We start from the raw sequence: 23647 nt of genomic DNA on the forward strand, positions 1-23647 counted from the left end.
AACGGCCGCATCAGATGCGGCCGTTGCCAGGACTTTTTGCAGGTGATTGGGGCTCTGGCCCCGGTTCACTCTGGATCGGTACTGTATATCAGACGCTCATCGCAGGGCGCGACGCGCAGAATGTTGGTCGTGCCGGGCACGTTGAAGGGCACACCTGCTGTCACCACGATCTGATCGGATTCGGTAGCAAACCCTCCGGCGCGTGCCGCTCGCGCTGCATTCACAACGGCGCCTTTAAACCGTTGCAATTCGGGTGTCATCACACAGTTGCAACCCCAACTGAGGCACAGTCTCCGCGCAGTTCCCCGCTGCGACGTCATGGCAATGATCGGAACACCGGGCCGTTCACGGGCGGTCAGCGAGGCAGTGGTTCCGCTTTGTGTAAAACAGCAGATTGCCTTGATGTCCGTCTTTTCAGCAATCTCGCGGGCCGCAGCGACGATACCATCCGCAACGGTTGTCCCCTTTGCCGTACGAGATGCGGCGATGATCTGGGTATAAGTTGGGTCGGCCTCGACCTCGATGGCGACCTTATTCATGGTCTGAACCGCCTCGATCGGATAGGCGCCGGCTGCGGATTCCGCGCTGAGCATGATAGCGTCTGTGCCTTCGTAGATCGCTGTGGCAACATCCGAAACCTCGGCGCGGGTGGGCATCGGGCTTTCAATCATGCTCTCGAGCATCTGGGTTGCCACGATCACTGGCTTGGCTGCGCTGCGGCACCTGCGGACGAGACGTTTCTGGATTGGAGGTACGGCAGACACCGGCAGCTCGACGCCCAGATCGCCACGAGCGACCATGATGCCGTCCGATGCATCAAGGATATCTTCAAACGCCTCAACTGCGGCGGGTTTTTCGATCTTCGACAGGATGGCGGCGCGGCCATCGGCCAGCGAGCGGGCCTCGAAGACGTCTTTGGCGCGTTGAACAAAGCTTAGCGCCAGCCAGTCGACACCCAATTGACAGACAAACTCCAGATCATCGCGATCCTTGTCCGACAGCGCCGCCAACGGCAGCACGACATCCGGCACGTTCACACCCTTGCGGTTTGAGATCGTGCCGCCGACTTCGACCGTGCAATTGGCGAAATCCTGACCGCATTCCTGTACGAGCAGCCGGATTTTACCATCATTGACCAACAGACGCGAGCCGGGCTCAAGCGCGGCAAAAATTTCAGGATGCGGCAGGCAAACGCGAGTTGCGTCCCCGGCAGCTGGATCAAGGTCTAGTCGGAACGCTGCGCCCTCTTCCAGTTCCTCGGCATCATTGGCGAACACGTCCACGCGCAGCTTGGGGCCCTGAAGATCGGCCAAAATCGCAATCGGGCTGTCCAGATCCTTTTCCACCTGCCGAATGATGCGATGGCGTTCGCGGATTTCATCATGGCTGCCGTGGCTCATGTTCAGGCGGAACACATCTGCCCCCGCTTCGTGCAAGGCACGGATGGTATCATAGTCGTTGGACGCAGGTCCCAGCGTCGCCACAATTTTCACATTTCTCAGGCGTCGCATTGGTTTTGCTCTCCTTGATCGCTCAATGTTACCGCAAACACGGTCTGGAACTGCTTATTGCGCAATTCCCTTTCTCAGGCAACTGCCCTACACCTGCGACAAACTAGATGACAGGCACATGACGTATACTCCGTTCTTTATTCACGGCGAGGATCGCCCGTCCCGCTGGCTAATCACATGTGACCACGCGACCAATACCGTCCCTCCGGAAATCAATGGTGGCGACCTTGGCCTGCCGCGCGAGGATATGGAACGTCACATCGCCTATGACGTCGGTGCCTATGAAGTATCAAAGCATCTGGGTGAGATACTCGACGCGCCAGTTATTGCGGCCAACTTCTCGCGTCTGGTGATCGACCCCAACCGGGGTGAGGACGATCCGACCTTGTTGATGAAACTGTATGACGGATCGATCATTCCCGGAAACCGCCACGCCGATGCATCCGAGCGCGAGCGGCGGTTGAACATGTGTTATCGCCCCTATCACGAAGCCATGACCCGCTTGGCGGCCCTGCCCCATGCGGTGATCGTGTCAATGCATTCCTTCACCCGGCAGCTGCGTGGCCGTGACCCGCGTCCCTGGCATGTCGGGGTCCTGCACACCCCGGACGAGCGGTTTGCGAGCCCCCTCATCAATCGCTTGCAAGCCGAGGAAGACCTGTGTGTCGGCGTCAATGAACCTTACACGGGTGTGCTGCCAGGAGATGCGATAGATCGGCATTGTACCGCGTTTGGACGCCCAAACGCCCTGATCGAGCTGCGCAACGATCTGATTGCGGATCATGCCGGACAACGCGAATGGGCGGAACGACTGGCCCGCGTTCTTCAGGATGCACTTGGCGAAAGCGGCTTGTAACACAGAGTCAAGCGGGTCGATTTCGATCCTCACTTTGTTGTGAGATCACACCTTGACCCCCATATAATGAAGGAAAGGAGACGGCGATGACTCAGGAATTTCTGACGACTATCTTCGGCTGGATGACAGTCCTGAACCTTGCTTTTTTGTTGTTTACCACCCTGATGATCGTGGTCCTGCAAGATTGGATCGCGGGCATTCATGGCCGAATGTTTCAAATGGAAAGGGCTGACGTCAAAAGGGCCTATTTCAGGTATCTGGCCAACTATAAAATTCTTACGACCATTTTCTGCCTGATGCCTTGGGTCGCCCTGAAACTGACCTGATGATCGTCACCGCGCTGAGCGACCCGAGAGCCGGGTCTGTTTGTTGAAACGCGGTCTTTGGGTTGTTAGGTCAGTCACAGAACCCACGCCAATCATCCGGAGCCCGACCATGGATCAGCAAACCGAAATCGAACTTCAGGCCGCAGCCTTTCGCCGGTTGCAAAAACACCTGATGGAAGATCGCACCGATGTTCAGAACATCGACATGATGAATCTGACCGGGTTCTGCCGGAATTGCCTGTCGCGCTGGTATCAGGAAGCGGCCAATGAAAAAGGCATCGAGATGGGCAAGGACGAGGCGCGCCAGATCTTTTACGGCATGACCATGGATGAATGGAAGGCCAACTACCAAACGGATGCCGGCCCCGAAAAACAGGCGGCATTCGAGGTCGCATTCGAAGAGAATGTCGGCAAGAAAAGCTAAGGCTCGATCAGTTGCAAAAAAGGCCCGCCAAAATGACGGGCCTTTTTTAGACTACTGCTTTAGATCGCGGCCTTGAGACTTTCGTCCAGATAGATCTCGCGCAGGCGTTTGGCGATTGGACCCGGTGTTCCGTCACCCAATTGCACGCCGTCAATCTCAACCACCGGCATGACAAAAGCGCTGGCCGACGTGGTAAAGGCCTCGTCTGCCTCTTTCGCCTCATCTATGGTGAACAGACGTTCTTCGACTTCCATCTGCGCCTCGGCTGCCATGCGCAGCACGGCTTTGCGGGTGATACCATGCAGGATGTCGGTGGACAGCGGGCGCGTGACGATCTTGCCGCTTTTGACGAAATAAGCGTTGTTGCTGGTGCCCTCTGTCACATAGCCGTCTTCGATCATCCAAGCGTCATCTGCGCCGGCATTCTTGGCCATCATCTTGCCCATCGACGGGTAGAGCAGTTGGACAGTCTTGATGTCGCGACGGCCCCAGCGGATATCCTCGATCGAGATGACCTTGGCACCCTTGCGGGCGGCCGGACTGTCCGCCAGACCCGGTTTATTTTGGGTAAACAGAACGATGGTGGGCCTGATGTCATCAGACGGAAAGACAAAATTCCGGTCCCCGTCACTGCCGCGCGTCACCTGAAGGTAAATCAAGCCTTCCTCGATGCCATTCAGTTCGACCAGCTTGCGATGAATTTCCAGCAATTCTTCTTTGCTGCACGGCGCGGCCATGTCCAATTCATCCAGAGACCGCTTCAGCCGAACCGCGTGACCTTCGAAATCGATCAACTTGCCATCCAGCACGCTGGTTACTTCGTAGACGGCGTCCGCCATCAGGAAGCCACGGTCGAAGATCGAGACCTTCGCCTCGGTCTCGGGCAGGTATTGTCCATTCACATATACGGTGCGGGTCATGTTCGTCTCCTCAGCCCCAGAGCGCCGCTTCGGGCGGGTATACTCCGGCATCATCAAAAGTCAGCGGGTTGTCGCGGTCTTCGGCCAACAGAAGCGGGCCGTCAAGGTCCGTCACCATCGCACCCTGCGCCACCAGTGTCGCAGGTGCCATCGCCAGCGAACTGCCAACCATGCACCCGACCATGACGTCATATCCTTCGGCCAAAGCAGCCTTGCGCAGCTCCAACGCTTCGGTCAGACCGCCGGTCTTGTCCAGCTTGATGTTCACCACATCATACTTGCCTTTCAGGGCAGGCAGGCTTGTGCGGTCATGGCAGGACTCGTCAGCGCAAACCGGCACAGGGCGGTCCATCCCGATCAGCGCATCGTCATCGCCAGTGGGCAGAGGTTGCTCGACCAGTGCAACACCAAGTCGCACCAGATGCGGGGCCAGATCGGCATACACGTCTGCCGACCAACCTTCGTTGGCGTCCACGATGATTTTTGCATCAGGGGCGCCCACCCGAACGGCCTCAAGCCGCGGCATGTCGTCAGGCGTTCCCAGCTTGATCTTCAGTAGCGGGCGATGGGCATTTTGAGCGGCCTGCGCTTGCATTGCCTCGGATGTATCAAGTGACAGAGTGTACGCGGTAATTTCTGGCCCCGGCGCGGGCAGGCCCGCCAGTTCCCAGACACGTTTTCCCGCACGCTTTGCTTCCAGATCCCACAGGGCGCAATCTACAGCATTACGCGCAGCCCCTGCTGGCAACAGATCCTTCAGGCTGTCGCGGCTGAAATCCGAGGGTAACCCGGCGATCTCGGCTTCAACCGAGGCCAGCGTTTCACCGTATCTGGCATAGGGCACGCATTCGCCCCAACCCTGATGGGCACCGTCGGAGATGCGAACGGTCAGAACTTCGGCCTGCGTTCGCGACCCGCGTGAAATGGTGAACACTTGCGCCAGCCGGAACACATCCCGCGAAACGTCTATCTGCATGCCTGTTCCCTCGTTTGTCTGTTCCGGCACCGCGCAGCCAGAATTGCCGCTGCACGGTGCCTGATCGTCCTTACATCGCCGCCAGGGCCTCGACCAGCTTGTCCGAGCCAAAACGGAACGGATCGGTGGCTGGCAGGCCCATTTCGGCCTCAAGCTTGGCCAGGTAGGCGCCGGCGTCGTCCTCGCTCATGTGCTGCGTGTTCACCGAGATGCCAATCACCTGACAATCCGGGTTTGCGACCAGCGCCAAACTCAGTGCCGTGTCGCGCAGGGTTTCCAGCGATGGCAACTGATAGGTCGGTAGACCACGCATATGTTCGCGCGTCGGCTCATGGCACAGGATCAGCGCGTCAGGCTGACCCCCATGAATCAGCGCCATGGTCACACCAGAATACGAAACGTGGAACAGCGACCCCTGCCCTTCGATCAGATCCCAATGGTCATCGTCATTGTCCGGCGTCAGCCATTCAACCGAACCTGCCATGAAATCAGCGATCACCGCGTCCAGTGGCACACCGTCACCGGTGATCAGGATACCGGTCTGGCCGGTCGCCCGGAAAGTCGACTTCATGTCGCGCTTGCGCATTTCGGCGTCCATCGCCAAGGCCGTATACATTTTGCCGACCGAACAGTCGGTTCCGACGGCGAGGCACCGCTTGCCTTTGCGCTTGATGCCATTTGCGATCGGGTAATCGACCTCCGGCACACGCACATCGTGCAGGCTACGCCCGGTCGCTTCGGCCACGGCAACCAGATCTGGCTCATCTCGCAGAAGGTTGTGCAGGCCCGACGCCAGATCAAAGCCTTCCTCCAGCGCCATCACCAGAACCTTTTTCCATTCCTGGCTGATCACGCCGCCCCGGTTGGCCACGCCGATCACCAAAGTCTTGGCCCCGGCTTCACGTGCCTCAGTCAGCGACATATCAGTCAAACCCAAGTCAGCCCTGCAGCCTTCCATCCGGTATTGACCCACGGCATTTTCCGGGCGCCAGTCCTTGATGCCAACAGCCACTTTGGCCGCCAATTGGTCGGGCGCATCGCCCAAAAACAGCAGATACGGTGTCTCGATCATTGCGGTGCACTCCTTTGATTCCGGCATACGCTAGAGAACCGTCACAACGAGCGTTTCGCATTCTAATCCTGCAACCAATGGCTGCGCGCAAAATTCTTGCAAGATTTTACAATATTGCGCAAATACCTTCGAAGTTTTTAAACTGATTAAACTTTAGTCACTCATCACTGGGCTAAACAGCTGTGTATTCTGCACTGGCATTGCCGCAGCTGCACAATGGCGCTTGTGTAAACGCACGCAATTTAATACCCCAATGAGCAAAGAAATCGTAATTTCATTACTCACACGAGGTCCAGATGAGTTTCCGCATCCAACCTGCCGCTCCGGCCCGCCCAAATCGTTGTCAGCTGTTTGGCCCCGGCTCAAACACAAAACTGTTTCCAAAGATGGCGGCATCGGCCGCGGACGTGATCAATCTGGATCTTGAGGACTCGGTCGCTCCGTCAGACAAAGATGCCGCCCGCGCCAACGTGATCGAGGCTCTGAACACCGTAGACTGGGGTAGCAAATACATATCCGTGCGTATTAACGGGCTGGATACCCCTTACTGGTACCGCGATGTGGTCGATGTCTTGGAACAGGCCGGAGACCGGTTGGATCAGATCATGATCCCAAAGGTCGGATGTGCAGAGGATGTCTATGCCGTTGACGCGCTGGTAACGGCCATCGAACGCGCCAAAGGGCGGAGCAAACCGATTTCCTTCGAGGTCATCATCGAATCCGCCGCTGGTATCGCCCATGTCGAGGAAATCGCTGCAGCATCACCCCGATTGCAGGCGATGAGCCTGGGCGCGGCCGATTTCGCAGCCTCGATGGGTATGCAGACAACCGGCATCGGCGGCACGCAGGAAAACTACTACATGCTGCGCGAAGGCGAAAAGCACTGGTCGGACCCATGGCATTGGGCGCAGACCGCCATCGTGGCGGCCTGCCGCACACATGGCGTGCTGCCGGTGGACGGGCCGTTTGGCGACTTCTCAGATGACGAGGGTTACATTGCGCAGGCCAAGCGTTCGGCGACTTTGGGTATGGTAGGCAAATGGGCCATCCACCCCAAGCAGATCGCACTGGCCAATCAAGTCTTCACCCCGTCAGACGAGGCCGTATCCGAAGCGCGCGAAATTCTGGCCGCTATGGAGCAGGCCAAGGCCAATGGCGAAGGCGCGACCGTCTACAAAGGCCGCTTGGTCGATATCGCGTCGATCAAACAAGCCGAAGTCATCGTCGCGCAGGCCGAATTGATTGCCGCAAACGGCTGACGCCCACGGTGAAACAGAACATAGAAAAGGCGCCGACCCGGCGCCTTTTTTTGTAATCCTAACCACTCAGCCCGGTGTCAGCGACCAAAGACATCGTTAGGTGTCCAGGTGAGTTTTTCCCCCTGCTTGCCCCATTTCATCATCAGGCAAGAGGTTCCCAGTTTCTGAAAATAGCTAATCTTGATCGGATACCATCCCGCCTGAGGCACCTCAACTTCCGTCAATTGATTGGCCTCACACCCCTGAATACCACTGACATAGCCGATCTTCTGGCCACCAACGTAGGCTTCGATCCCGTCATTCGACCACGTTTCCAGCTCGTAAATCCCCGAGGAATCGAAACGAATGTAGCCGGTGATCTCAGCCGCGACATTGTAGGCCTCGTTGAATGTCAGAACCGGTTCACCCTTGTTTGTGTCCCGATAGTCCAACCCGCGCAAGGGCTGCCCGGGCTGAGCCTTGGACATGACTTGCTTGGCATGGCTGAGATCCCGGATTTTCCGCTGCGTGCCGTTCCACGCATATTTCACATCCAGTCCGGCCTTAGGGCTGGGTTGCGGGCTGGCTGGTTGCAATTTCAGCGGTGCAGAAAACGCCGCCCCTGCGACAATCATCATGGCAACTGCCAACGCCCCTGTTCGAAGGAATTTCATCGTCATCTCCCTGTGTGCGCGCCCGATTAGCTAGGTTTATTCCCGTGGCGGCGTCATTGAGATGACATTAGGACGTGATTTTTTACCCTGCAAGAGCGTGAAACTTCACAATTTCAAACTTTCAGGCCCGTAAATCCTTGGGTGACCCCATAACCACATATGAGGTGATTGACGTCACATGGGGCAGAGTTCCCAGCACTTCCGTATGGAATAACTTGTAAGATGGCAGATCCGCGCATTCGACGCGCAGCAGGTATTCGATGGTTCCGGTGACGTTGTGGCATTCGACCACTTCGGACACCTGCTGCAGGGCGCGTTCAAACCCTTCCTGTGCGGCTTTGGTATGCTCTCCAAGCCCGACGCCAATGTATGCGACCAGACCCACGCCCAACGCAGCAGGGTTCAACACCGCGCGATAGCTGGTGATCACATCGGCACGCTCCAACTCCTGCACACGGCGAAGGCAGGCCGAGGGGGACAGGCCGACACGCTCTGCCAATTCCAGATTGCTGATGCGCCCATCCCGAGAGAGTTCGCGCAATATCTGGCGGTTTATTTGATCTATCTTTATCATTAATTGTGAAAATATCATTTGTGCGCGCGAAAACGCAATTTCATTTGCCGCTTTATCGTCAATTATCCGCGATATGACTTATGACATCCTTCTGGCCCTGATCGCCTTTGCTTTTGTGTCCTCGATTACGCCGGGACCGAACAATTTGATGCTGATGGCTTCGGGCGCCAACTTTGGATTTCGCCGTACAATTCCTCATATGCTTGGAATTGGCCTGGGGTTTACTTTCATGGTTCTTTTGGTCGGCACCGGTTTGGTGCAAATTTTCGACCGATATCCACTTAGCTACTCGGTCCTCAAAGGCGGATCGGTGGTCTACCTGCTGTACCTCGCATGGAAGATCGCGCATGCCGCCCCAGCGCAGGGAGAGGCGACGTCGGGCACTCCGATGACCTTTTTGCAGGCCGCGGCATTTCAGTGGGTGAACCCAAAGGCGTGGGCCATGGCTTTGACAGCCACCACGGCTTACGCGCCAGAACAGACGTTCAACGCAATCGTGGTCGTTGCCGTGGTGTTTGGGGCAATCAACCTGCCTTCGGTCAGCACATGGACCGTACTTGGCCAACAGATGGCCCGCGTCCTGACCAATCCGCGCCGATTGCTGGTGTTCAACTGGACTATGGCCGGGCTGCTTGTCGCTTCACTTTACCCGATTCTTTGGCCAAACTGAGCGTCCACATCACCCAACGCGGCCGATCCGATTGTTGAAATGTGTCTTACCTCAGGCCTTACCAGGCTGGAATTGATGAGCCATCCGGCCTCAGCGATCTTCAATTGTTAATCAGTCCACGGCAATAAAGCCGACAAACCGGACGACTGGGATGAAGTGCTTTAGGCATCTCTGTCCGATACTCTTGCCCCATCTAGTTGCATCTGAGGCAAGCCAACGGCATATAGCTAGGAAATTTCACGCAAGTGAGGCGTCATGACTCAGTATCTGGACTTCGAAAAACCCCTGGCCGAGATCGAAGGCAAGGCCGAAGAACTGCGCGCATTGGCCCGCGCCAACGAAGAAATGGACGTGGCCGAAGAAGCCGCCGCACTGGATGCCAAGGCTGCCAAGCTACTGGACGAGCTATATGCCGATCTGACCCCATGGCGGAAATGTCAGGTGGCGCGGCACCCCGAACGGCCTCACTGCAATGATTATGTCGATGCCCTGTTCACGGAATTCACACCTCTGGCCGGTGATCGGAATTTTGCCGACGATCTGGCCGTCATTGGCGGGTTGGCCCGATTCAATGATCAGCCGGTGATGGTGATCGGACACGAAAAGGGCTCGGACACCAAGTCGCGGATCGAACGGAACTTTGGCATGGCCCGACCTGAAGGGTATCGCAAGGCCGTACGTCTGATGGAAATGGCGAGCCGGTTTGGACTGCCGGTGATTACGCTGATCGACACCGCCGGGGCCTATCCCGGCAAAGGGGCCGAAGAACGTGGTCAATCCGAGGCCATCGCACGGTCAACCGAAATGTGCCTGAAGATCGGTGTGCCGCTGGTGTCCGTCATCATCGGCGAAGGCGGGTCAGGCGGCGCGGTGGCATTTGCCACAGCGAACCGCGTCGCGATGCTGGAACACTCGGTTTATTCGGTCATCTCGCCCGAAGGCTGTGCCTCGATCCTGTGGAAAGATGCCGAGAAGATGCGCGAAGCAGCCGAAGCACTGCGCCTGACAGCTCAGGACTTGCACAAGCTGGGTGTTTGCGACCGGATTATCACCGAACCCAAGGGCGGCGCTCATCGTGATCGCACTGCTGCGGTCGAGTCCGTACGTGCGACGATCGCAGACATGCTGGAAGAGCTGAGTGATAAAGATCCGGCGGCCCTGATCAAGGACCGCCGCCAGAAATTTCTGGATATCGGCTCAAAAGGGCTGGCGGCCTGATCCGTCAGCCACCCAGCCGGCGCAACAACTCTACCGAAGGCTTTCCAGTGACTGCCAGGCCATTGGCGCGCTGATAGGCGCTGATGGCCGATTCCGTATTCTTTCCAACCACCCCATCCGCGCCCTGCGTGTCATAGCCAGCTGACGTCAGGCGGCGCTGCAGCTCTTTACGGTCTTCCAGTGTCAGACCGGTCGCGTCTGGCCCGAACGAGGCCTGAAACGGCGCCCCACCTGCAATCCGGTCAGCCAGATGACCAACACCAATCGCGTAGCTGTCCGAGTTGTTATAGCGCTTGATCACCTGAAAATTGCGGAACACCGCAATCCGGGGACCGGGGGTCTGAGGCTGCAACACAGCAACCGGAGTTCCGGAATTGGCCGCAGCGGACCCAACTTCGCCGCCCCACGGCTGCCCGCGCACCCAACCTGCCCGCGCCAGATAGGCGGCGGTTGACGCCAACGAGTCCGTGGGGTCGTCTGACCAGATGTCGCGCCGCCCATCACCGGTGAAATCCACCGCATAGGCCAGATAAGAGGTCGGGATAAACTGCGTGTGCCCCATCGCGCCGGCCCAGCTGCCGGTCATGTTGTCGGGCGTCGTATCCCCATTCTGAAGGATCTTCATCGAAGCCACCAGTTGGCTTTCAAAAAACTGCCCTCGCCGTCCGTCATAGGCCAACGTCGATAGCGCTGACACAACCGGCACATCGCCACGTCGTGCACCATAGCGACTCTCGAGCCCCCATACGGCCACTACGACCTCTTTATCGACGCCGTATTGAGACTCGATACGTGATAAGGTCCCACCATGGCGTTGAAGCATTTGCCTGCCGGTGCTGATCCGTTCATCCGAGGCGGCGATGGCCAGATAATCCTCGAGCGAGCGCTTGAATTCGACTTGATTGCGGTCGCGCTCGATCACCTCGGGCAGATATCCTGCACCCTGAAAGGCGCTATTGATCGTGGACTGGGATATCCCCTGAGACGCCGCGCGCCCCTTGAATCCGGCGACCCAAGCATCCCATCCCGCATTTGGAACCGGCTTCATCCGAGAGGCAGGCGCCTTAGACGACACCCCCCCGCGTGAACAGGCCGCCAGAAGAGTTGACCCAAGTCCCATAGAAAAGGTCCGTCGATTGATCATGACTAAAAACTGCTCTTGTTTGTGATTTGCTTCAGAGTAGCGCAGTCCGCACGCGCAAGCCAGAACGACACCCTCTTACCGGACGTTGATGTTCGAGTGTGCCTGATTGTCGGCAATATGCCGCTCAGCTCACCAGCAGGCGCAGACCTTGGGTCACATCCGAGCGCACAGCCAAGCGCAACCCCGGCTCGTCTCCGGCCTTGAGAGCGGCAATCATCAGCTTGTGATAATGCGGCGGTTCAGTGCGTCTGAGTCGGCCGTACAACGCGCGCATTGTCGGGCCCAGTTGCAGCCAGACCGTCTCGGCCATGGCCAGCATCGCCGGTGCCTGCGCACGTAGATACAACGTGCGATGAAATTCCAGATTGGCGCGGATGTAACCGACCGCATCGCGTTTGGTCACCATCTCGGCCACACTCATGTTGATGCTTTGCAAGCGGTCAATCAGGGCGATATGCGCCCGTGGCAAAGCCCGGCTGGCCAGCTCAACTTCCAACAGTGCGCGTAGTGCTGCCAGTTCTTCGATCCGGTCACTGGTCAACTCAGGGGTCGAGACGCGCCCTGATGTAGACAGGGATAATGCACCTTCGGCGGCCAGACGGCGCACGGTTTCACGCGCAGGCGTCATCGACACGCCAAATTCCTTACCGATCCCGCGCAGCGTCAGCGCCTGACCGGGGGCGATTTCACCATGCATGATCCGTGATCGAAGGGCGCGATACACCCGGTCATGTGTGGCGGTTTGAGATTCCGTAGGACGTGTATTCAACATTTCCCCATGTGATCACAAATCTCCACGAGGTCAACTCGGCGATGCATCAAACCTGTAGCGGTGCAGCTCTGCACCATTGTCGCGCAACCAACGGCGTGGCTTTTCATAGGGGCCAAAAATCCGTTCAACCTGCGCCCAGAAGGCGGGGGAATGGTTCATTTCGGCCAGATGTGCCACCTCATGCGCCGCGACATAATGCAGGACCTCAGGCGGTGCGAGGATCAGGCGCCAGGAAAACATCAGGCCACCATGGGAACTGCATGACCCCCAGCGGGATCGCGTATCGCGCAGCGTCAAACTGCTGTACGGACGACCCAGGATTGCAGCATAATCATCACAGGCTTCGGTCAGACGATCCCGCGCCAGCTCTTTCAGAAACCGAGCCAGACGACGCGTTTCGGACCCGGTCGGAACCGCGATCGCATCACTCTGCAGCAAAACCCGTCGACCGGATGCCGCAACGATTCGCCGTTCGACTCCTTCGATCGGAATGATTTGTCCGAGTTGCACCTCGGCCAGATCAGGTTGACCCTGCAGATGCTGCCGAATCCATTCTTCTTTGGTACGGGCGAAATTCAAGGCCTCGGATTCGGGAACCCCGTGTGGGTATGTCAGCGTAACCCGCCCATCCAACTGGGAAATTCGCAGACTTATTCGCCGCGCCTGCGCCGATTTGCGCAGCGTCAGCGGCACCGGTGGTGTCCCGGGCAATGCGTGCTCCCCCATATCCTGACTTCTCCCGCGTAAAGGCTTTGACAGTGCTCGCCGCCTGTGGCAGGTGAGCTGAATCATTTAGACAACCCACCTGATATCAAGGGGATTTGACATGCCCAAGGAAGAATGGGGCGTAAAGCGCGTTTGCCCGACCACTGGTAAGCGGTTTTATGACCTGAACAAGGACCCGATCATCAGCCCCTACACTGGCGAGATGGTGGAGCTTCAGACCGGCAAAAGCCGGATGATTGCAGCCGATGCCGAAGATGCCGCTTCGGCCAAAGCACGTGAAAACAAATCCGAAGAGGAACTGGTTCTCGATGACGGCGACAATGTCGATGTCGAGCTGGACGACGATCTTCTGGATGATGACGACGACGAAAGCGAAAACGTGTCGCTGGACGACATCACCGATATGCCGTCGGAAGACGAAAGCTAATACGGACCTGAGGCGGCATTAGCCGCCTCATTCCACATTGGGGCGTTTCGGGCTGAAACTTTTTTGTTCAACTCAATATTTTGACTTGCACTAGTCGACGCTGTCTCATAAATATCCGGCCACCGCTAAAGCGGTACCTGTATGGGGCCTTAGCTCAGTTGGGAGAGCGCTTGCATGGCATGCAAGAGGTCAGGGGTTCGACTCCCCTAGGCTCCACCAAATCTTCATAAGTTGTTGATTTGACTTTATTTCCATAGATAACAAGGGCTTAAGAACGAGTCTGTTACAGTGAAGGCGCCTGAGAAGATGCCCGGACACCCCCGACTCTATCGACGTGGCGACGCCTACTATCATCGCGCAGCCATCCCTACAGACATAACATCAACTTACCCAAACAGCAGTGTCCCTTCCGAAACAGCCGACCTTCTGCAAGGCCATTCTCTTGGCGGGATGGCAGGACGATACGGCAGCGGAAAGGTTCTTCTTGAGAAGCTATCTTCCGAGTTGGAGAAGGTCAGTTTCCCAGAGTTGGACCCCAGTACGATCAACCGCTTTAGAACACCCGACGCTAAATCAAAAAACGTAACCAACGGCGGTGTAGTTGTATGGGATCACGGAGCGTTGGCTGACGCTCCGATGTGGGCTGAGTTCCCTGACAGGCTGACACTGTGCCCCGTGGGTTCCTAGCTTGTACAACAGGCGGCTAAACACTCGTAGGGTTACTCTATCGCTTGCCCCGACAAATGGGAAAGGCACTGACCACCTTTGACTTCAACAGCAACGACATTCGAGTTGTGGACATGAATGGTGATCCTTGGTTCATCGCTGTGGACACTTTTCGCGAATTGCAGATGAAGTCCCACAACGGAAGTTTCAGGCATCAACTAAAGAAACTCGGCGAAGACGAGACTATGCTTAGGAAATCAGACGTCCGGAATTTTGAACAAGCGAATGTCTGCAATGGGACGAGCTCAACTTTATGCAAGAATCATTCATTTTTTACGCTACCCCGAGAAATTATTGGTCGAAGCCGTAGCTCGGGTTAGAGTCCACTGCTACGCCATGAAATTTTATTTCGTTTACTAAGTGAAAATTGAAACGTCATGACAAGGCCAACACGATAGTCTAATTGTTCACAACAAATTAAAATAAGACAACGTCTTGGTGAATTCTGTGGAACATGTGGCCTTTACGTTCGAGATGGGGGTAGTTTGCGCGCTGTTGGCGTTTACCGTTTTCCTGTTCGTTTCCGAAATTGTCAGGATAGACCTTTCTGCCATACTAGTTCTGGTCATTGTTGGTCTGCTTAGTTACGCGCCAGGGCTTGAAAAGCTCGCAGATGTTCCGCACTTGTTCGACGGATTTGCGTCAAATGCCGTTATTTCTATCATCGCGGTAATGATCGTGGGCGCGGGGCTGGACAAAACTGGCATCATGAACAAGGTCGCAGCGGTCATTTTGAAGTACGGCGGCACAGCCGAGAATAGAGTCCTACCGATAGTTTCGGGCACCGTCGGCGTTATTTCATCTTTTATGCAGAACGTGGGGGCAGCCGCACTTTTTCTGCCCGTTGTCAGCCGGATATCGTCAAGGTCAGGGATTCCACTTTCACGTCTGCTGATGCCAATGGGATTTTGCGCCATTTTGGGTGGCACAATGACGATGGTTGGATCTTCACCGCTTATCTTGCTGAATGATCTGGTCCAAACGGCAAACCAGGGGTTGCCTGATGGGCAAAAAATCGAGCCGTTCGGACTTTTTTCAGTGACGCCCATCGGCGTTGTCTTAGTCCTTACCGGGATTGCGTATTTTTTACTGCTTGGCCGATGGGTACTACCTGGCGATGCCGGGTCTGACAACACGGGCACTGGACAGGGAACACAAGAGTACCTGCAACGGGTCTATGGGCTCAAAGCAGATGTATTTGAGGTGGTCGTGCCCGCAGAGAGTCCGCTGGTGGGGCAGATGTTGGCGGATATCAACCATGAAAACCATCTCTACATAATTTCGACGTTTTTTCGCGGAAAGACTTCGATGGTTCAGGTTCTGACGGCCGAGATTGCCGCTCCCTGCAGGCTTGCGATCATAGGGAATTGGGGGGATGTGGAGGAATTTGCCCAGAAATTCGGTCTGACTGTTCTTCCGGAGTTGGACATCTTCGTTGAAGAATTTGCACCTACCAATGCCGGAATAGCCGAAGTTGTTGTGACGCCAGACAGCAAGCTGATTGGTAAGTGCCCCCGCGAGCTTTTGTTTCGCAAAACATATGGCATGTCGTTGCTTGCAATCCATCGAGGAGAAGAAACACTCAGCCACGTGGAGACCGAAACACATGAGCCCACTCAGATCGGGCTCGAGAAATTCCGGGCAGGCGATATGCTTGTTGCACATACCAGGTGGGACAACCTGATGCGGATCAAGCGGGACCCAGACTTTGTCGTCGTAACAACGGATTTTCCGCAGGATGAATTGCGGCCGCAAAAGGTCGGCTGGGCCTTGGCCTTTTTTGCGATTTCGCTGTCGCTGATATTGTTCACCGACGTTCGCTTATCGCTTTGCCTGTTGACTGGCGCAGCCGGAATGATGCTCACCCGTGTGCTTAGTGTGGACGAAGCATATCGCGCGGTCGGGTGGAATACTGTTTTCCTACTCGCATGCCTTATACCGCTGGGGCAAGCCGTTCAAAATACTGGAACTGCAGCTTGGATTGCGCAACAAATAATGATCATTCTGGATGGTTGGCCAATTTGGGCGCTTCAGGCCGGCGTCGCAATACTCGCTACTGCTTTTTCGCTCGTTATGTCAAACGTGGGAGCCACCGTGTTGCTTGTGCCCCTTGCCGTTTCGATTGCTGTGGCGGCGGGTGGTAACCCAGCCGTCTTTGCACTTACCGTAGCAATTTCAACTTCAAACAGCTTCATCATTCCGACCCACCAAGTAAACGCTCTGATTATGGGGCCCGCGGGCTATAAGGTTATGGACTTTGTACGTTCAGGTGGGGTCATGACAGTTCTGTTCCTAGTTGTTTCCTTACTGATGCTCAACGTAATTTACTGAATTTCTTGAACCGGCCAACAATCAAATTTTTGCGTATCAGAGTTTACTGCATCCAGTGACCTTTGAATTTTGGAAGCACCGTCTGATGGCCCAAAATCTAATAAGGCGGGTCCCACTGAGGCAACCAAATTAACTGTTCAAAAACGGAAATGAGCGGAAAATATTATGGCGGCTTAATCCGCGGAGTGTGAATTGGTTCCTTGTCGGATTTCGCTGTCACAGCGAATGACATGGTGTGATCGCGGTGGTTGCTCTCCTTGGACAACCGAGGTCTGATATTATCAGCCTCACCAATCAAAAGCCGTGAGGAGAACGACCATGAGCCATTATGTTGGTCTCGACGTTTCATTGAAAGAAGTTTCGGTTTGCGTTGTGGATGCGGAAGGCACGGTCTTGCATCGGCGTCTGTTCCGGCAGAACCGGATACCATTTCAGAATAGATTTCGCGGAAGGCCCCCAATGTGGAGCGCGTGGTGCATGAAAGCGGGATAATGGCCACCTGGCTGACGCGTGAACTTGCACGCCGAGCGGTGCCGATCACCTGTATCGACGCGCGTATGGCGCATAAGGCTTTGTCTGCACGTCTCAACAAATCGGACAAGGCTGACGCGGAAGGATTGGCACAGTTGGCGCGGACCGGCTGGTTCACCGAGGTCCACATTCGTAGTGAAGCGTCGGACCGCGTGCGAGCATTAATTGCAGCGCGGGAAAGACTGATCCGCATGCACAAGAATCTTGAAGCTCATATCCGCGGCGTCCTGAAGACTTTCGGCATTCGCATGACGCCTGTTCTACGCGCGCACTATCGACAAGGGTTCCGCGAACAACTCGCCGAGGCTGGTTCTTGTGATCCAATGTTGGAGCTTCTGGCGCAAACGATGATCCCGATCCACAAAAAGCTTTGCGCCTCGGCGGAAATGCTGAGTTATGAATTGATGCATGTTGCCAAACAGAGCCCACTGGCACGTCGCCTCATGACCGTGCCGGGTGTTGGGCCGCTGGTCGCGCTAAACTTCATTGCGACAATAGATGATGCAAGCCGGTTCCGCCGGTCGCGCGATGTCGGCGCGTTCCTGGGACTGACACCACGACGATACCAATCGGGTGAGATCGACAGAACAGGCCGCATCTCCAAATGCGGGGATGCCGAGATGCGTCGATTGCTCGTGTCCGCCGCCACGTCCCTGATGACACAGGTCAGGCGGTTCTCAGCTCTCAAATCCCGGGCAATCCGCCTCAGTACGCGCAAAGGCTTCAAGAAGGCCGCTGTGGCAACCGCGCGCAAAATAGCCGTGATCCTCCACGCAATCAGGCGCAATGGAACCGAGTTCACCTGGACAAAGGAGCCTGCAACCTGACAAACAGAATACCCGCCAAGGATAGAGTGGGTTTGGCGTCCTCCGGGACGGAGGCAGATCGATCTCGCGTAAAGCGGTCGAGGTGGCGGAACCAGCCCAACCTCGTGAATGACATTCAAGACGATCAGCCCTGGACGCCATCATGAAGCAGCATCACCTGACTTCGGAGAGAACCAAGACCCCGGTGGACAACAAATCCAACGCCCTTGACAAAACCGCGATCAGAGAACCGGTTCTGTAGGCCGCAACGCAGCAGCGCTGAACGTCGCTCAAAGTCCGCATAGGGCCGTCCTCATCTATCCCAGATCGGCCTGTCTGCAGGATGCTGCGCGTTATCTGAAGTCTCCACTGAACTCCATACCGACCAATGCTGCGCATTTTATCAATGGCCGCAATTCGCGCTTGCTCCTCAATTTCGGCAACTCCGCATAGCCTAGCGACATTGTGGATGGGGGAGCTATGGCTTATCGATATACCTTTATTTTGATATGGAAAGCGAATGCCGATGACCTTCGAACAACTGCGTACTTTCCTATGGGTTGCACGGCTCGGCGGCTTTCGCAGGGCCTCCGAAAGGCTGCATCTATCTCAGCCTGCGGTGTCACCGCGCATCGCCAACTTGTAAGATGAACTGCAATCCAAGCTGTTTGAGCGTGGGCTTGGGGACCTAATCCTTACCAAAAAAGGACAGCAACTCCTGAGCTATGCCGAGCAGATGCTGTTCGTCGAGGAAGAGATTAAACAGCGCGTCGCAAATCCGGCGGAGACCGAAGGGCTGTTTCGCATTGGCGCATCGGAAACGATTGCCCAGGCCCGGTTACCCGCCTTCATTCAAGCCCTCAGCGCGCAGTTTCCTCGGGTCAATGTGGACCTGACAGTGGACATATCTGTCAATCTCAGAGCCGCAGTTCTGGAACGGCGGCTACCCGAGTTCCGATCTGAATGAATGTTTATGTGCTGCCGGCAAGTAAACCTCACTTGGGTGCATAGCCGAGGCGCTCGTCGGACGCGATCCTTGTGGCGCTCGCCAGCAGACGGCTACATCGAACCGATGACCATCTAGCTGTCCATGTTGTATCCTGTGTGTTCAAAGTTTGCTCTGGCAATTGGCTCACGTTGGCCTATAGCACCCTTGTGCCGGAGGTTAGACCGATGGCTCCGCTGACTGAAAACGGTGCAGACAATCGATCTTTGGGTCGCTGGATTTGATCGGTTTTTTGTGGTAAGATTCTCACCGTATTCTAACACTACCAGCGTTGGTATTCCCAATTTAAACGGGCTAGCGGTACTGACACTAAGATTTTCGAAGTCGTTTGTCCGACGTGTGGTTTCAGTTCTTGTCGGTCGGATATTGTATTGTGGCAATGCTAATTTTGGCACCGAGATAGGAGCTATGAGTAACTCGAGCGCGCTTAGTTCTTTTCTGCAATATGCTATCGCGACTCTTTTGGTGTTGCTGGCGGCGCCAAGTTCAGCCGAGATGGTTTTGGCACCGGTATATCGGATCTCTACTGATGGCGTGCACGAGCAAATCGGGACCGTTGTCGCGGTGCAACGGGAGGCCTCGTTAGAGATTCGCCTTTGGTTGGATCCCTTTCCGCCTGGCTGGCATGCCATGCATGTGCATGACAATCCAGACTGCGGTCCGGCGATTGAGAACGGCGTTTCGGTCGCCGGCGGCGCGGCCGGCGGGCATTTTGACCCGAATGGAGCTATGGCTGATATGGTCGGCACGCAGCACATGCCGGCAGTACGGGACGGAAAGGCCAGGCAAAGCTCAGATCCTGGCGAGCAATCTAGCAATCTCAGGCCGCTCGGCGATCTTCCGGCTGTCTACACCAATGAGCGCGGGACAACAGATACCCGCATTCTGAGCTATCGGCTGCACGTCGGGCAAATCCGAGGCCGTTCCCTAATCCTCCATGCTCACCCTGAGACAACCGACGATCCGCGTCTGCCCAGCGGTGGAGGCCCGAAGATTGCCTGCGCCATTTTTCCAGATTGAGGAGAAACCTATGCCGACTGCAGCTTTGCATTGTGTAACCTTGGCCAGCCTAGCTACGGCCCTTTTTCCCGTCGTGGCCTCGTCCCACGGGGATGGCTATCCCAGCCTTTATGTGGCTGAGATGGGAGTCGATGCAGGTAAATGCGTCGATCCCGCCACGCCGTGCCGAACCATCGCCTATGCACTTTCGAAAGCGGAGAAGGGCGATGAGATTCGCGTTGCCTATGGGACCTTCGAATTCGAGACCGAGCGACAGGAGGATGCTCTGAAACTGCTTGGCCGCGTAGTACGGGTCCGGGGTGGCTACGACCCAGACAGGGGATTCGAAAGGCAGGTACACGATCCCAGGATTACGTTCCTTACCGGTCCGGCTGATGATTTCCGCTTCAGGCTGGCAGAAGCTGGGTTCTTTTTGTTGCCGGAGACAGCGCATGGCCGGATGGATCCGCATGCCAAAGTGATTCTGGCGCAGGCGGACGCACCGGATGGACCTGTCGGATATGTCTCTCAAGGTGGGGCAGACACCGGTGACTGTACAAACCCAAGTGCGCCCTGCCAGACAATCGCCTACGCTGTTTCACGGGCCGGAGATGGTCAGGAGATCCGGGTGTCCGAGGGCCAATTTGACCTGGACTTAGACACGCTGGCCGATGCTCAGGCTCGACAAGTCGTGGTGACGGGAAGTTTTGCTCGGGCAAGCGGCTTCGCGGCAAGGCTGGCGGCGCCAAACGTGGCGGCGCTTGCTACGGTTGTAAGCGGTCCACCCGACCTGGATCGCGGGGAGCTAGCGCGCAACGGCATCCGGCTGCAACAGGACCGCAAGTTCCGTTCGATTGCGCCGGCGCTGCGCAGCAGCGAGATCAAGGGCCCGGCCAAATGCATCGACGGACTGGCCGACGGGCACCCCTGCAAGGGGATCGACCGCGTCGCACAGATGCCGCTTGGGGCCTTCTCCTCGCAACCCGGTGATGCCAACGACATTTGGGGTTTTCGCGACCTAAACGACAACCGCGAATATGCAATCATCGGACTGCAGAACGGGACGGCCGTGGTGGATGTCACAGATCCCGAAAACCCGGCTGAAATAGGCACCGTTCCGGGGCTGCCGACTATTTGGCGGGACGTGAAGGTCTATCAGACCTTCGACGAGAGCGAGGATCGATGGAAGGCCTATGCTTACGTCACTGCAGACGATTCCGGCGCGCAAAGTCACGGTATCGTCGTCATCGATCTCACGGACTTGCCAAACAGCATCAGCGCAGCGGCGACGCTCGACCTGGTAGATATATCGCACAACGTCTATATTTCGAACGTCGATTACAGTACCGGGGCCGCACTGGAAGGGTTGACACCTTTCGTCTATATTCTTGGTTCCAATTTCGGCGATCCATCGACGATCGGGGCCTTTTTTATCCTCGACGTGAGCGATCCGATCAATCCAGTAGTTGTGCAATCGCCGCCGACGGAGTCTTCGTACACGCATGATGCGACAACGTTGAATATCGACGACGATCGAGCGACAGCCTGCGCCGCAAGTCCGTGCGAAGTACTGATTGATTATTCCGAAGACACGGTGGACATTTGGGACGTCACGGAAAAGGGCAATGCTCGCAAGCTGGGCTCGGCAACCTATTCCGAAAGTGAATATATCCATTCCGGCTGGTGGACCGAGGATAAGAACTTCGTGCTGATCCACGATGAGTTGGATGAGGCGGATGGCGGCCTCAATACAACGATCCGGGTACTGGACATTCGCGATCTCGAAGCGCCGACGATCGCCGCGACCTGGACCGGGCCGACGCGTGCCATCGATCATAATGGATTCACATTAGGCGACGAGTACTTGGTCTCGACCTACCGGCGCGGACTGACTGTCCTGGACATTTCGGATCCTGTGAACCTGGTCGCAATAAATCCAGAGGAACTGGCGCGCTTCGACACCTACATCGAAGCCTCCGCCGACGACGCTGAGTTCAACGGCGCTTGGGGAACCTATCCATTCCTGCCCTCGGGTACGATTCTCGTTAGCGATATCGAGGGCGGTCTATTCATGCTCAAACGGCAATAGGACAAGCCTGCTTAGCAGCGCGGCCCAAAACTTTATCAATCATCAATTCAGTGAGGAAACCAATTATGGCACGCAAGACGAAATCAAAGGCAACCACCATCGAGGGGCGTCAATGCGCCGCGATGCAACAGCACAATTATCTGGCGCAGACCGATGAGACCTACCGGACCAACAGGCGGCGAATCGAAGCCCTTTCGAGCCTCGCTCGCACCCAACCTCGAACCGACATCATTCGTATTCCGGTGGTCGTACACGTGCTCTTCAACGACGATGCGGATAATATCAGCAGGGAGCAGATCGACAGCCAGATCGACGCGCTGAATCGCGACTTCCGTGCCCGCAATGCCGATCGCGTCGATATTCCGGATGCATTCAAGATGTTCGCGGTCGACACGCTGATCGAATTCGGCCTTGCCAAACGCGATCCTGAACACCTTGAGACCTCTGGCATTACGCGAACCTGGACCTCCAAAACCGAGTTCCCCTACGATCCCTTTGACAACAATGCCACGGCACAGCTCGACAGCCTCATCAAGCACGATGAATTCGGGAAGGCTGCCTGGCCTCGCGACCGCTATCTCAACATTTGGGTCTGCAAGATCGAGGGTGGCCTCTTGGGCTATGCGCAGTTTCCGGGCGGCCCGGCGGCAACGGATGGCGTGGTAATAAACAACACCGCCTTCGGAAGTGGCGGCACGGCGCTGGCGCCGTTTGACCTGGGACGCACGGCGGTGCACGAAGTTGGGCATTTCTTGGATTTGCTTCACATCTGGGGTGACGACAACGGCGGCTGCCTCGGCTCCGATAACATTTCGGACACACCGAACCAAGCCGGTCCGAATTCAGGCTCGAGCATAACGAACGAGAGCTTTCCTCTAATCAGCTGCAATAACGGCCCGAACGGCGACATGTTTATGAACTACATGGACTATGTGAACGACGACACCATGGTCATGTTTTCAGCCGGACAGCTCGAGCGGATGAACGCAGCACTGGCTGGTCCTCGAAAGGCACTGTCGGAATCGGATGCGCTGGAGTCCGTAGCGACGGAGGAATTCCTTCTGGCCGGCGCCAACATGGACGTTATCGATCGGCACGCGGAAGCAGGCGATGAGATCGAGATGCGTTTCGACGGAGTAGGCTGGGTCTAGGGGCGAGGTACTGAGGTGTGAACGAAGAGCAGGAAAAGGTCTTGGGTCGATGGGTGCATGTCCCTGAGGAGGATAAGGAGGGAATTCAGGTCTTTCGTCCCTCAGACTATCCACTGCCGCCGAGCCGAGGACGGGCACAACTCGCCTTTTATCCTGACCATACCGTCAAGGCCGCTGGCATCGGTTCGAATGACATCGGTCGGGTTACACAAGGCCACTGGACCGGTACCACTGAGCAGGGCGGTACACTGGAGGTGACATTTGAAAATCTTGACGCGCGAAGCAGAGTCGAACTTCAAGACGAAAGCGGGCCAGTTCTCAAGCTGATCAAGTCACGATAACTAGGAACTATCAGCACCGAGCGGACCCCCGCGCGTTGCATGCCGATGTCTGCTTTGGGGAAGCTGCACCGCAGCATCTTGACCAGTTGGCCAACGGCAGGAATGGGCCCGACCCCACGAGTAGGAGACAGAGTTCCGT

At 56.4% G+C, this 23647-nt stretch carries 24 protein-coding genes and 1 tRNA gene; 15 read left to right on the top strand and 10 right to left on the bottom strand.

The window, feature by feature from the left end; genetic code table 11:
* Window positions 1-65: 65 nt before the first annotated feature.
* Window positions 66-1511 carry a pyruvate kinase gene (pyk, locus tag HW561_RS17315; RefSeq protein ID WP_176866624.1) on the bottom strand — a complete coding sequence of 482 codons (1446 nt, stop codon included), beginning with the start codon at window positions 1509-1511 and terminating at the stop codon, window positions 66-68.
* A 118-nt stretch (window positions 1512-1629) separates the two neighbouring features.
* Between pyk and HW561_RS17320 the strand changes: the two genes are divergently transcribed.
* The 3 genes from HW561_RS17320 to HW561_RS17330 all read left to right on the top strand — a co-directional run bounded on the left by HW561_RS17320 (window position 1630) and on the right by HW561_RS17330 (window position 3117).
* The gene (locus HW561_RS17320) at window positions 1630-2367 is read left to right on the top strand and encodes an N-formylglutamate amidohydrolase (protein ID WP_176866625.1); all 738 of its coding nucleotides are present in this window, start codon (window positions 1630-1632) and stop codon (window positions 2365-2367) included.
* A gap of 86 nt (window positions 2368-2453) precedes the next feature.
* Window positions 2454-2693: a DUF6868 family protein gene (locus HW561_RS17325; RefSeq protein ID WP_176866626.1), complete on the top strand. Its 240-nt coding sequence runs from the start codon at window positions 2454-2456 to the stop codon at window positions 2691-2693.
* A gap of 109 nt (window positions 2694-2802) precedes the next feature.
* Window positions 2803-3117, top strand: a complete 315-nt coding sequence (locus HW561_RS17330) for a DUF1244 domain-containing protein (protein WP_176866627.1) — start codon at window positions 2803-2805, stop codon at window positions 3115-3117.
* Window positions 3118-3176: 59 nt separating this feature from the next.
* Here HW561_RS17330 and HW561_RS17335 read toward each other — a convergent pair whose 3' ends face one another.
* From HW561_RS17335 to dgcN, 3 genes are all read right to left on the bottom strand, one after another.
* Entirely contained in the window at window positions 3177-4037 is an 861-nt protein-coding gene (locus HW561_RS17335; protein WP_176866628.1) for a D-amino-acid transaminase, read from the bottom strand.
* 10 nt (window positions 4038-4047) lie between these two features.
* Complete coding sequence (gene dgcA / locus HW561_RS17340) at window positions 4048-5013, bottom strand: N-acetyl-D-Glu racemase DgcA (RefSeq protein ID WP_176866629.1); 966 nt, start codon at window positions 5011-5013, stop codon at window positions 4048-4050.
* 70 nt (window positions 5014-5083) lie between these two features.
* Window positions 5084-6085 carry an N-acetyltransferase DgcN gene (gene dgcN, locus HW561_RS17345; protein WP_176866630.1) on the bottom strand — a complete coding sequence of 334 codons (1002 nt, stop codon included), beginning with the start codon at window positions 6083-6085 and terminating at the stop codon, window positions 5084-5086.
* Between the two features lie 296 nt (window positions 6086-6381).
* Between dgcN and HW561_RS17350 the strand changes: the two genes are divergently transcribed.
* Window positions 6382-7344 carry an L-malyl-CoA/beta-methylmalyl-CoA lyase gene (locus HW561_RS17350; protein WP_176866631.1) on the top strand — a complete coding sequence of 321 codons (963 nt, stop codon included), beginning with the start codon at window positions 6382-6384 and terminating at the stop codon, window positions 7342-7344.
* 77 nt (window positions 7345-7421) lie between these two features.
* Here HW561_RS17350 and HW561_RS17355 read toward each other — a convergent pair whose 3' ends face one another.
* Both HW561_RS17355 and HW561_RS17360 read right to left on the bottom strand, forming a co-directional pair.
* Entirely contained in the window at window positions 7422-7997 is a 576-nt protein-coding gene (locus tag HW561_RS17355) for a PA14 domain-containing protein (RefSeq protein ID WP_176866632.1), read from the bottom strand.
* Window positions 7998-8118: 121 nt separating this feature from the next.
* Complete coding sequence (locus HW561_RS17360; RefSeq protein WP_176866633.1) at window positions 8119-8571, bottom strand: Lrp/AsnC family transcriptional regulator; 453 nt, start codon at window positions 8569-8571, stop codon at window positions 8119-8121.
* A gap of 73 nt (window positions 8572-8644) precedes the next feature.
* Here HW561_RS17360 and HW561_RS17365 point away from each other — a divergent pair, with 73 nt between their 5' ends.
* Window positions 8645-9241 (top strand): LysE family translocator, encoded by a 597-nt coding sequence (locus tag HW561_RS17365; protein WP_176866634.1) that lies wholly within the window; start codon window positions 8645-8647, stop codon window positions 9239-9241.
* A 255-nt stretch (window positions 9242-9496) separates the two neighbouring features.
* Window positions 9497-10459 (top strand): acetyl-CoA carboxylase carboxyltransferase subunit alpha, encoded by a 963-nt coding sequence (locus HW561_RS17370; protein ID WP_176866635.1) that lies wholly within the window; start codon window positions 9497-9499, stop codon window positions 10457-10459.
* 4 nt (window positions 10460-10463) lie between these two features.
* Here the strand turns inward: HW561_RS17370 and HW561_RS17375 are convergent, their stop codons facing one another.
* The 3 genes from HW561_RS17375 to HW561_RS17385 all read right to left on the bottom strand — a co-directional run bounded on the left by HW561_RS17375 (window position 10464) and on the right by HW561_RS17385 (window position 13101).
* A complete protein-coding gene (locus tag HW561_RS17375) occupies window positions 10464-11603 on the bottom strand; it encodes a lytic murein transglycosylase (RefSeq protein ID WP_176866636.1) in 1140 nt (379 codons plus the stop codon).
* A 124-nt stretch (window positions 11604-11727) separates the two neighbouring features.
* Entirely contained in the window at window positions 11728-12375 is a 648-nt protein-coding gene (locus HW561_RS17380; RefSeq protein WP_176866637.1) for a GntR family transcriptional regulator, read from the bottom strand.
* A 30-nt stretch (window positions 12376-12405) separates the two neighbouring features.
* On the bottom strand, window positions 12406-13101 hold the full coding sequence (locus HW561_RS17385; protein WP_235962959.1) for a M48 family metallopeptidase: 696 nt from the start codon (window positions 13099-13101) through the stop codon (window positions 12406-12408).
* Between the two features lie 100 nt (window positions 13102-13201).
* Between HW561_RS17385 and HW561_RS17390 the strand changes: the two genes are divergently transcribed.
* The 9 genes from HW561_RS17390 to HW561_RS17425 all read left to right on the top strand — a co-directional run bounded on the left by HW561_RS17390 (window position 13202) and on the right by HW561_RS17425 (window position 23167).
* Window positions 13202-13528: a TIGR02300 family protein gene (locus tag HW561_RS17390; RefSeq protein WP_176866639.1), complete on the top strand. Its 327-nt coding sequence runs from the start codon at window positions 13202-13204 to the stop codon at window positions 13526-13528.
* 143 nt (window positions 13529-13671) lie between these two features.
* Window positions 13672-13747, top strand: a tRNA-Ala gene (locus HW561_RS17395).
* 954 nt (window positions 13748-14701) lie between these two features.
* Complete coding sequence (locus HW561_RS17400; RefSeq protein ID WP_408015397.1) at window positions 14702-16585, top strand: SLC13 family permease; 1884 nt, start codon at window positions 14702-14704, stop codon at window positions 16583-16585.
* Window positions 16586-17076: 491 nt separating this feature from the next.
* Window positions 17077-17943 (top strand): IS110 family RNA-guided transposase, encoded by an 867-nt coding sequence (locus tag HW561_RS17405; protein ID WP_235962960.1) that lies wholly within the window; start codon window positions 17077-17079, stop codon window positions 17941-17943.
* A 505-nt stretch (window positions 17944-18448) separates the two neighbouring features.
* Complete coding sequence (locus HW561_RS24000; protein ID WP_235962965.1) at window positions 18449-18568, top strand: helix-turn-helix domain-containing protein; 120 nt, start codon at window positions 18449-18451, stop codon at window positions 18566-18568.
* Between the two features lie 90 nt (window positions 18569-18658).
* Window positions 18659-18889 carry a LysR substrate-binding domain-containing protein gene (locus HW561_RS24005; RefSeq protein ID WP_235962961.1) on the top strand — a complete coding sequence of 77 codons (231 nt, stop codon included), beginning with the start codon at window positions 18659-18661 and terminating at the stop codon, window positions 18887-18889.
* A 447-nt stretch (window positions 18890-19336) separates the two neighbouring features.
* A complete protein-coding gene (locus HW561_RS17415) occupies window positions 19337-19948 on the top strand; it encodes a superoxide dismutase family protein (protein ID WP_176866640.1) in 612 nt (203 codons plus the stop codon).
* Between the two features lie 10 nt (window positions 19949-19958).
* Window positions 19959-22016, top strand: a complete 2058-nt coding sequence (locus HW561_RS17420) for a choice-of-anchor B family protein (protein WP_176866641.1) — start codon at window positions 19959-19961, stop codon at window positions 22014-22016.
* Window positions 22017-22081: 65 nt separating this feature from the next.
* Window positions 22082-23167: a zinc metalloprotease gene (locus HW561_RS17425; RefSeq protein WP_176866642.1), complete on the top strand. Its 1086-nt coding sequence runs from the start codon at window positions 22082-22084 to the stop codon at window positions 23165-23167.
* Window positions 23168-23462: 295 nt separating this feature from the next.
* Here HW561_RS17425 and HW561_RS23710 read toward each other — a convergent pair.
* On the bottom strand, window positions 23463-23647 hold a 185-nt coding region (locus HW561_RS23710; protein WP_211198676.1), incomplete at its 5' end, for a hypothetical protein.

Source organism: Ruegeria haliotis (genome assembly GCF_013377785.1).
GTDB classification, from domain to species: domain Bacteria; phylum Pseudomonadota; class Alphaproteobacteria; order Rhodobacterales; family Rhodobacteraceae; genus Ruegeria; species Ruegeria haliotis.

Bases quoted from the DNA above. Each gene is read 5' to 3' on its own strand.
- HW561_RS17420 (WP_176866641.1), top strand. From the start codon at position 19,959: ATGCCGACTGCAGCTTTGCATTGTGTAACCTTGGCCAGCCTAGCTACG.
- HW561_RS17330 (WP_176866627.1), top strand. From the start codon at position 2,803: ATGGATCAGCAAACCGAAATCGAACTTCAGGCCGCAGCCTTTCGCCGG.
- HW561_RS24005 (WP_235962961.1), top strand. From the start codon at position 18,659: ATGCTGTTCGTCGAGGAAGAGATTAAACAGCGCGTCGCAAATCCGGCG.
- HW561_RS17365 (WP_176866634.1), top strand. From the start codon at position 8,645: ATGACTTATGACATCCTTCTGGCCCTGATCGCCTTTGCTTTTGTGTCC.
- HW561_RS17360 (WP_176866633.1), bottom strand. From the start codon at position 8,571: ATGATAAAGATAGATCAAATAAACCGCCAGATATTGCGCGAACTCTCT.
- HW561_RS24000 (WP_235962965.1), top strand. From the start codon at position 18,449: ATGACCTTCGAACAACTGCGTACTTTCCTATGGGTTGCACGGCTCGGC.
- HW561_RS17335 (WP_176866628.1), bottom strand. From the start codon at position 4,037: ATGACCCGCACCGTATATGTGAATGGACAATACCTGCCCGAGACCGAG.
- HW561_RS17385 (WP_235962959.1), bottom strand. From the start codon at position 13,101: ATGGGGGAGCACGCATTGCCCGGGACACCACCGGTGCCGCTGACGCTG.
- HW561_RS17350 (WP_176866631.1), top strand. From the start codon at position 6,382: ATGAGTTTCCGCATCCAACCTGCCGCTCCGGCCCGCCCAAATCGTTGT.
- HW561_RS17325 (WP_176866626.1), top strand. From the start codon at position 2,454: ATGACTCAGGAATTTCTGACGACTATCTTCGGCTGGATGACAGTCCTG.
- HW561_RS17320 (WP_176866625.1), top strand. From the start codon at position 1,630: ATGACGTATACTCCGTTCTTTATTCACGGCGAGGATCGCCCGTCCCGC.
- HW561_RS17375 (WP_176866636.1), bottom strand. From the start codon at position 11,603: ATGATCAATCGACGGACCTTTTCTATGGGACTTGGGTCAACTCTTCTG.
- HW561_RS17380 (WP_176866637.1), bottom strand. From the start codon at position 12,375: ATGTTGAATACACGTCCTACGGAATCTCAAACCGCCACACATGACCGG.
- HW561_RS17425 (WP_176866642.1), top strand. From the start codon at position 22,082: ATGGCACGCAAGACGAAATCAAAGGCAACCACCATCGAGGGGCGTCAA.
- HW561_RS17405 (WP_235962960.1), top strand. From the start codon at position 17,077: ATGGCCACCTGGCTGACGCGTGAACTTGCACGCCGAGCGGTGCCGATC.
- HW561_RS17390 (WP_176866639.1), top strand. From the start codon at position 13,202: ATGCCCAAGGAAGAATGGGGCGTAAAGCGCGTTTGCCCGACCACTGGT.
- pyk (WP_176866624.1), bottom strand. From the start codon at position 1,511: ATGCGACGCCTGAGAAATGTGAAAATTGTGGCGACGCTGGGACCTGCG.
- HW561_RS17355 (WP_176866632.1), bottom strand. From the start codon at position 7,997: ATGAAATTCCTTCGAACAGGGGCGTTGGCAGTTGCCATGATGATTGTC.
- dgcN (WP_176866630.1), bottom strand. From the start codon at position 6,085: ATGATCGAGACACCGTATCTGCTGTTTTTGGGCGATGCGCCCGACCAA.
- HW561_RS17415 (WP_176866640.1), top strand. From the start codon at position 19,337: ATGAGTAACTCGAGCGCGCTTAGTTCTTTTCTGCAATATGCTATCGCG.
- dgcA (WP_176866629.1), bottom strand. From the start codon at position 5,013: ATGCAGATAGACGTTTCGCGGGATGTGTTCCGGCTGGCGCAAGTGTTC.
- HW561_RS17370 (WP_176866635.1), top strand. From the start codon at position 9,497: ATGACTCAGTATCTGGACTTCGAAAAACCCCTGGCCGAGATCGAAGGC.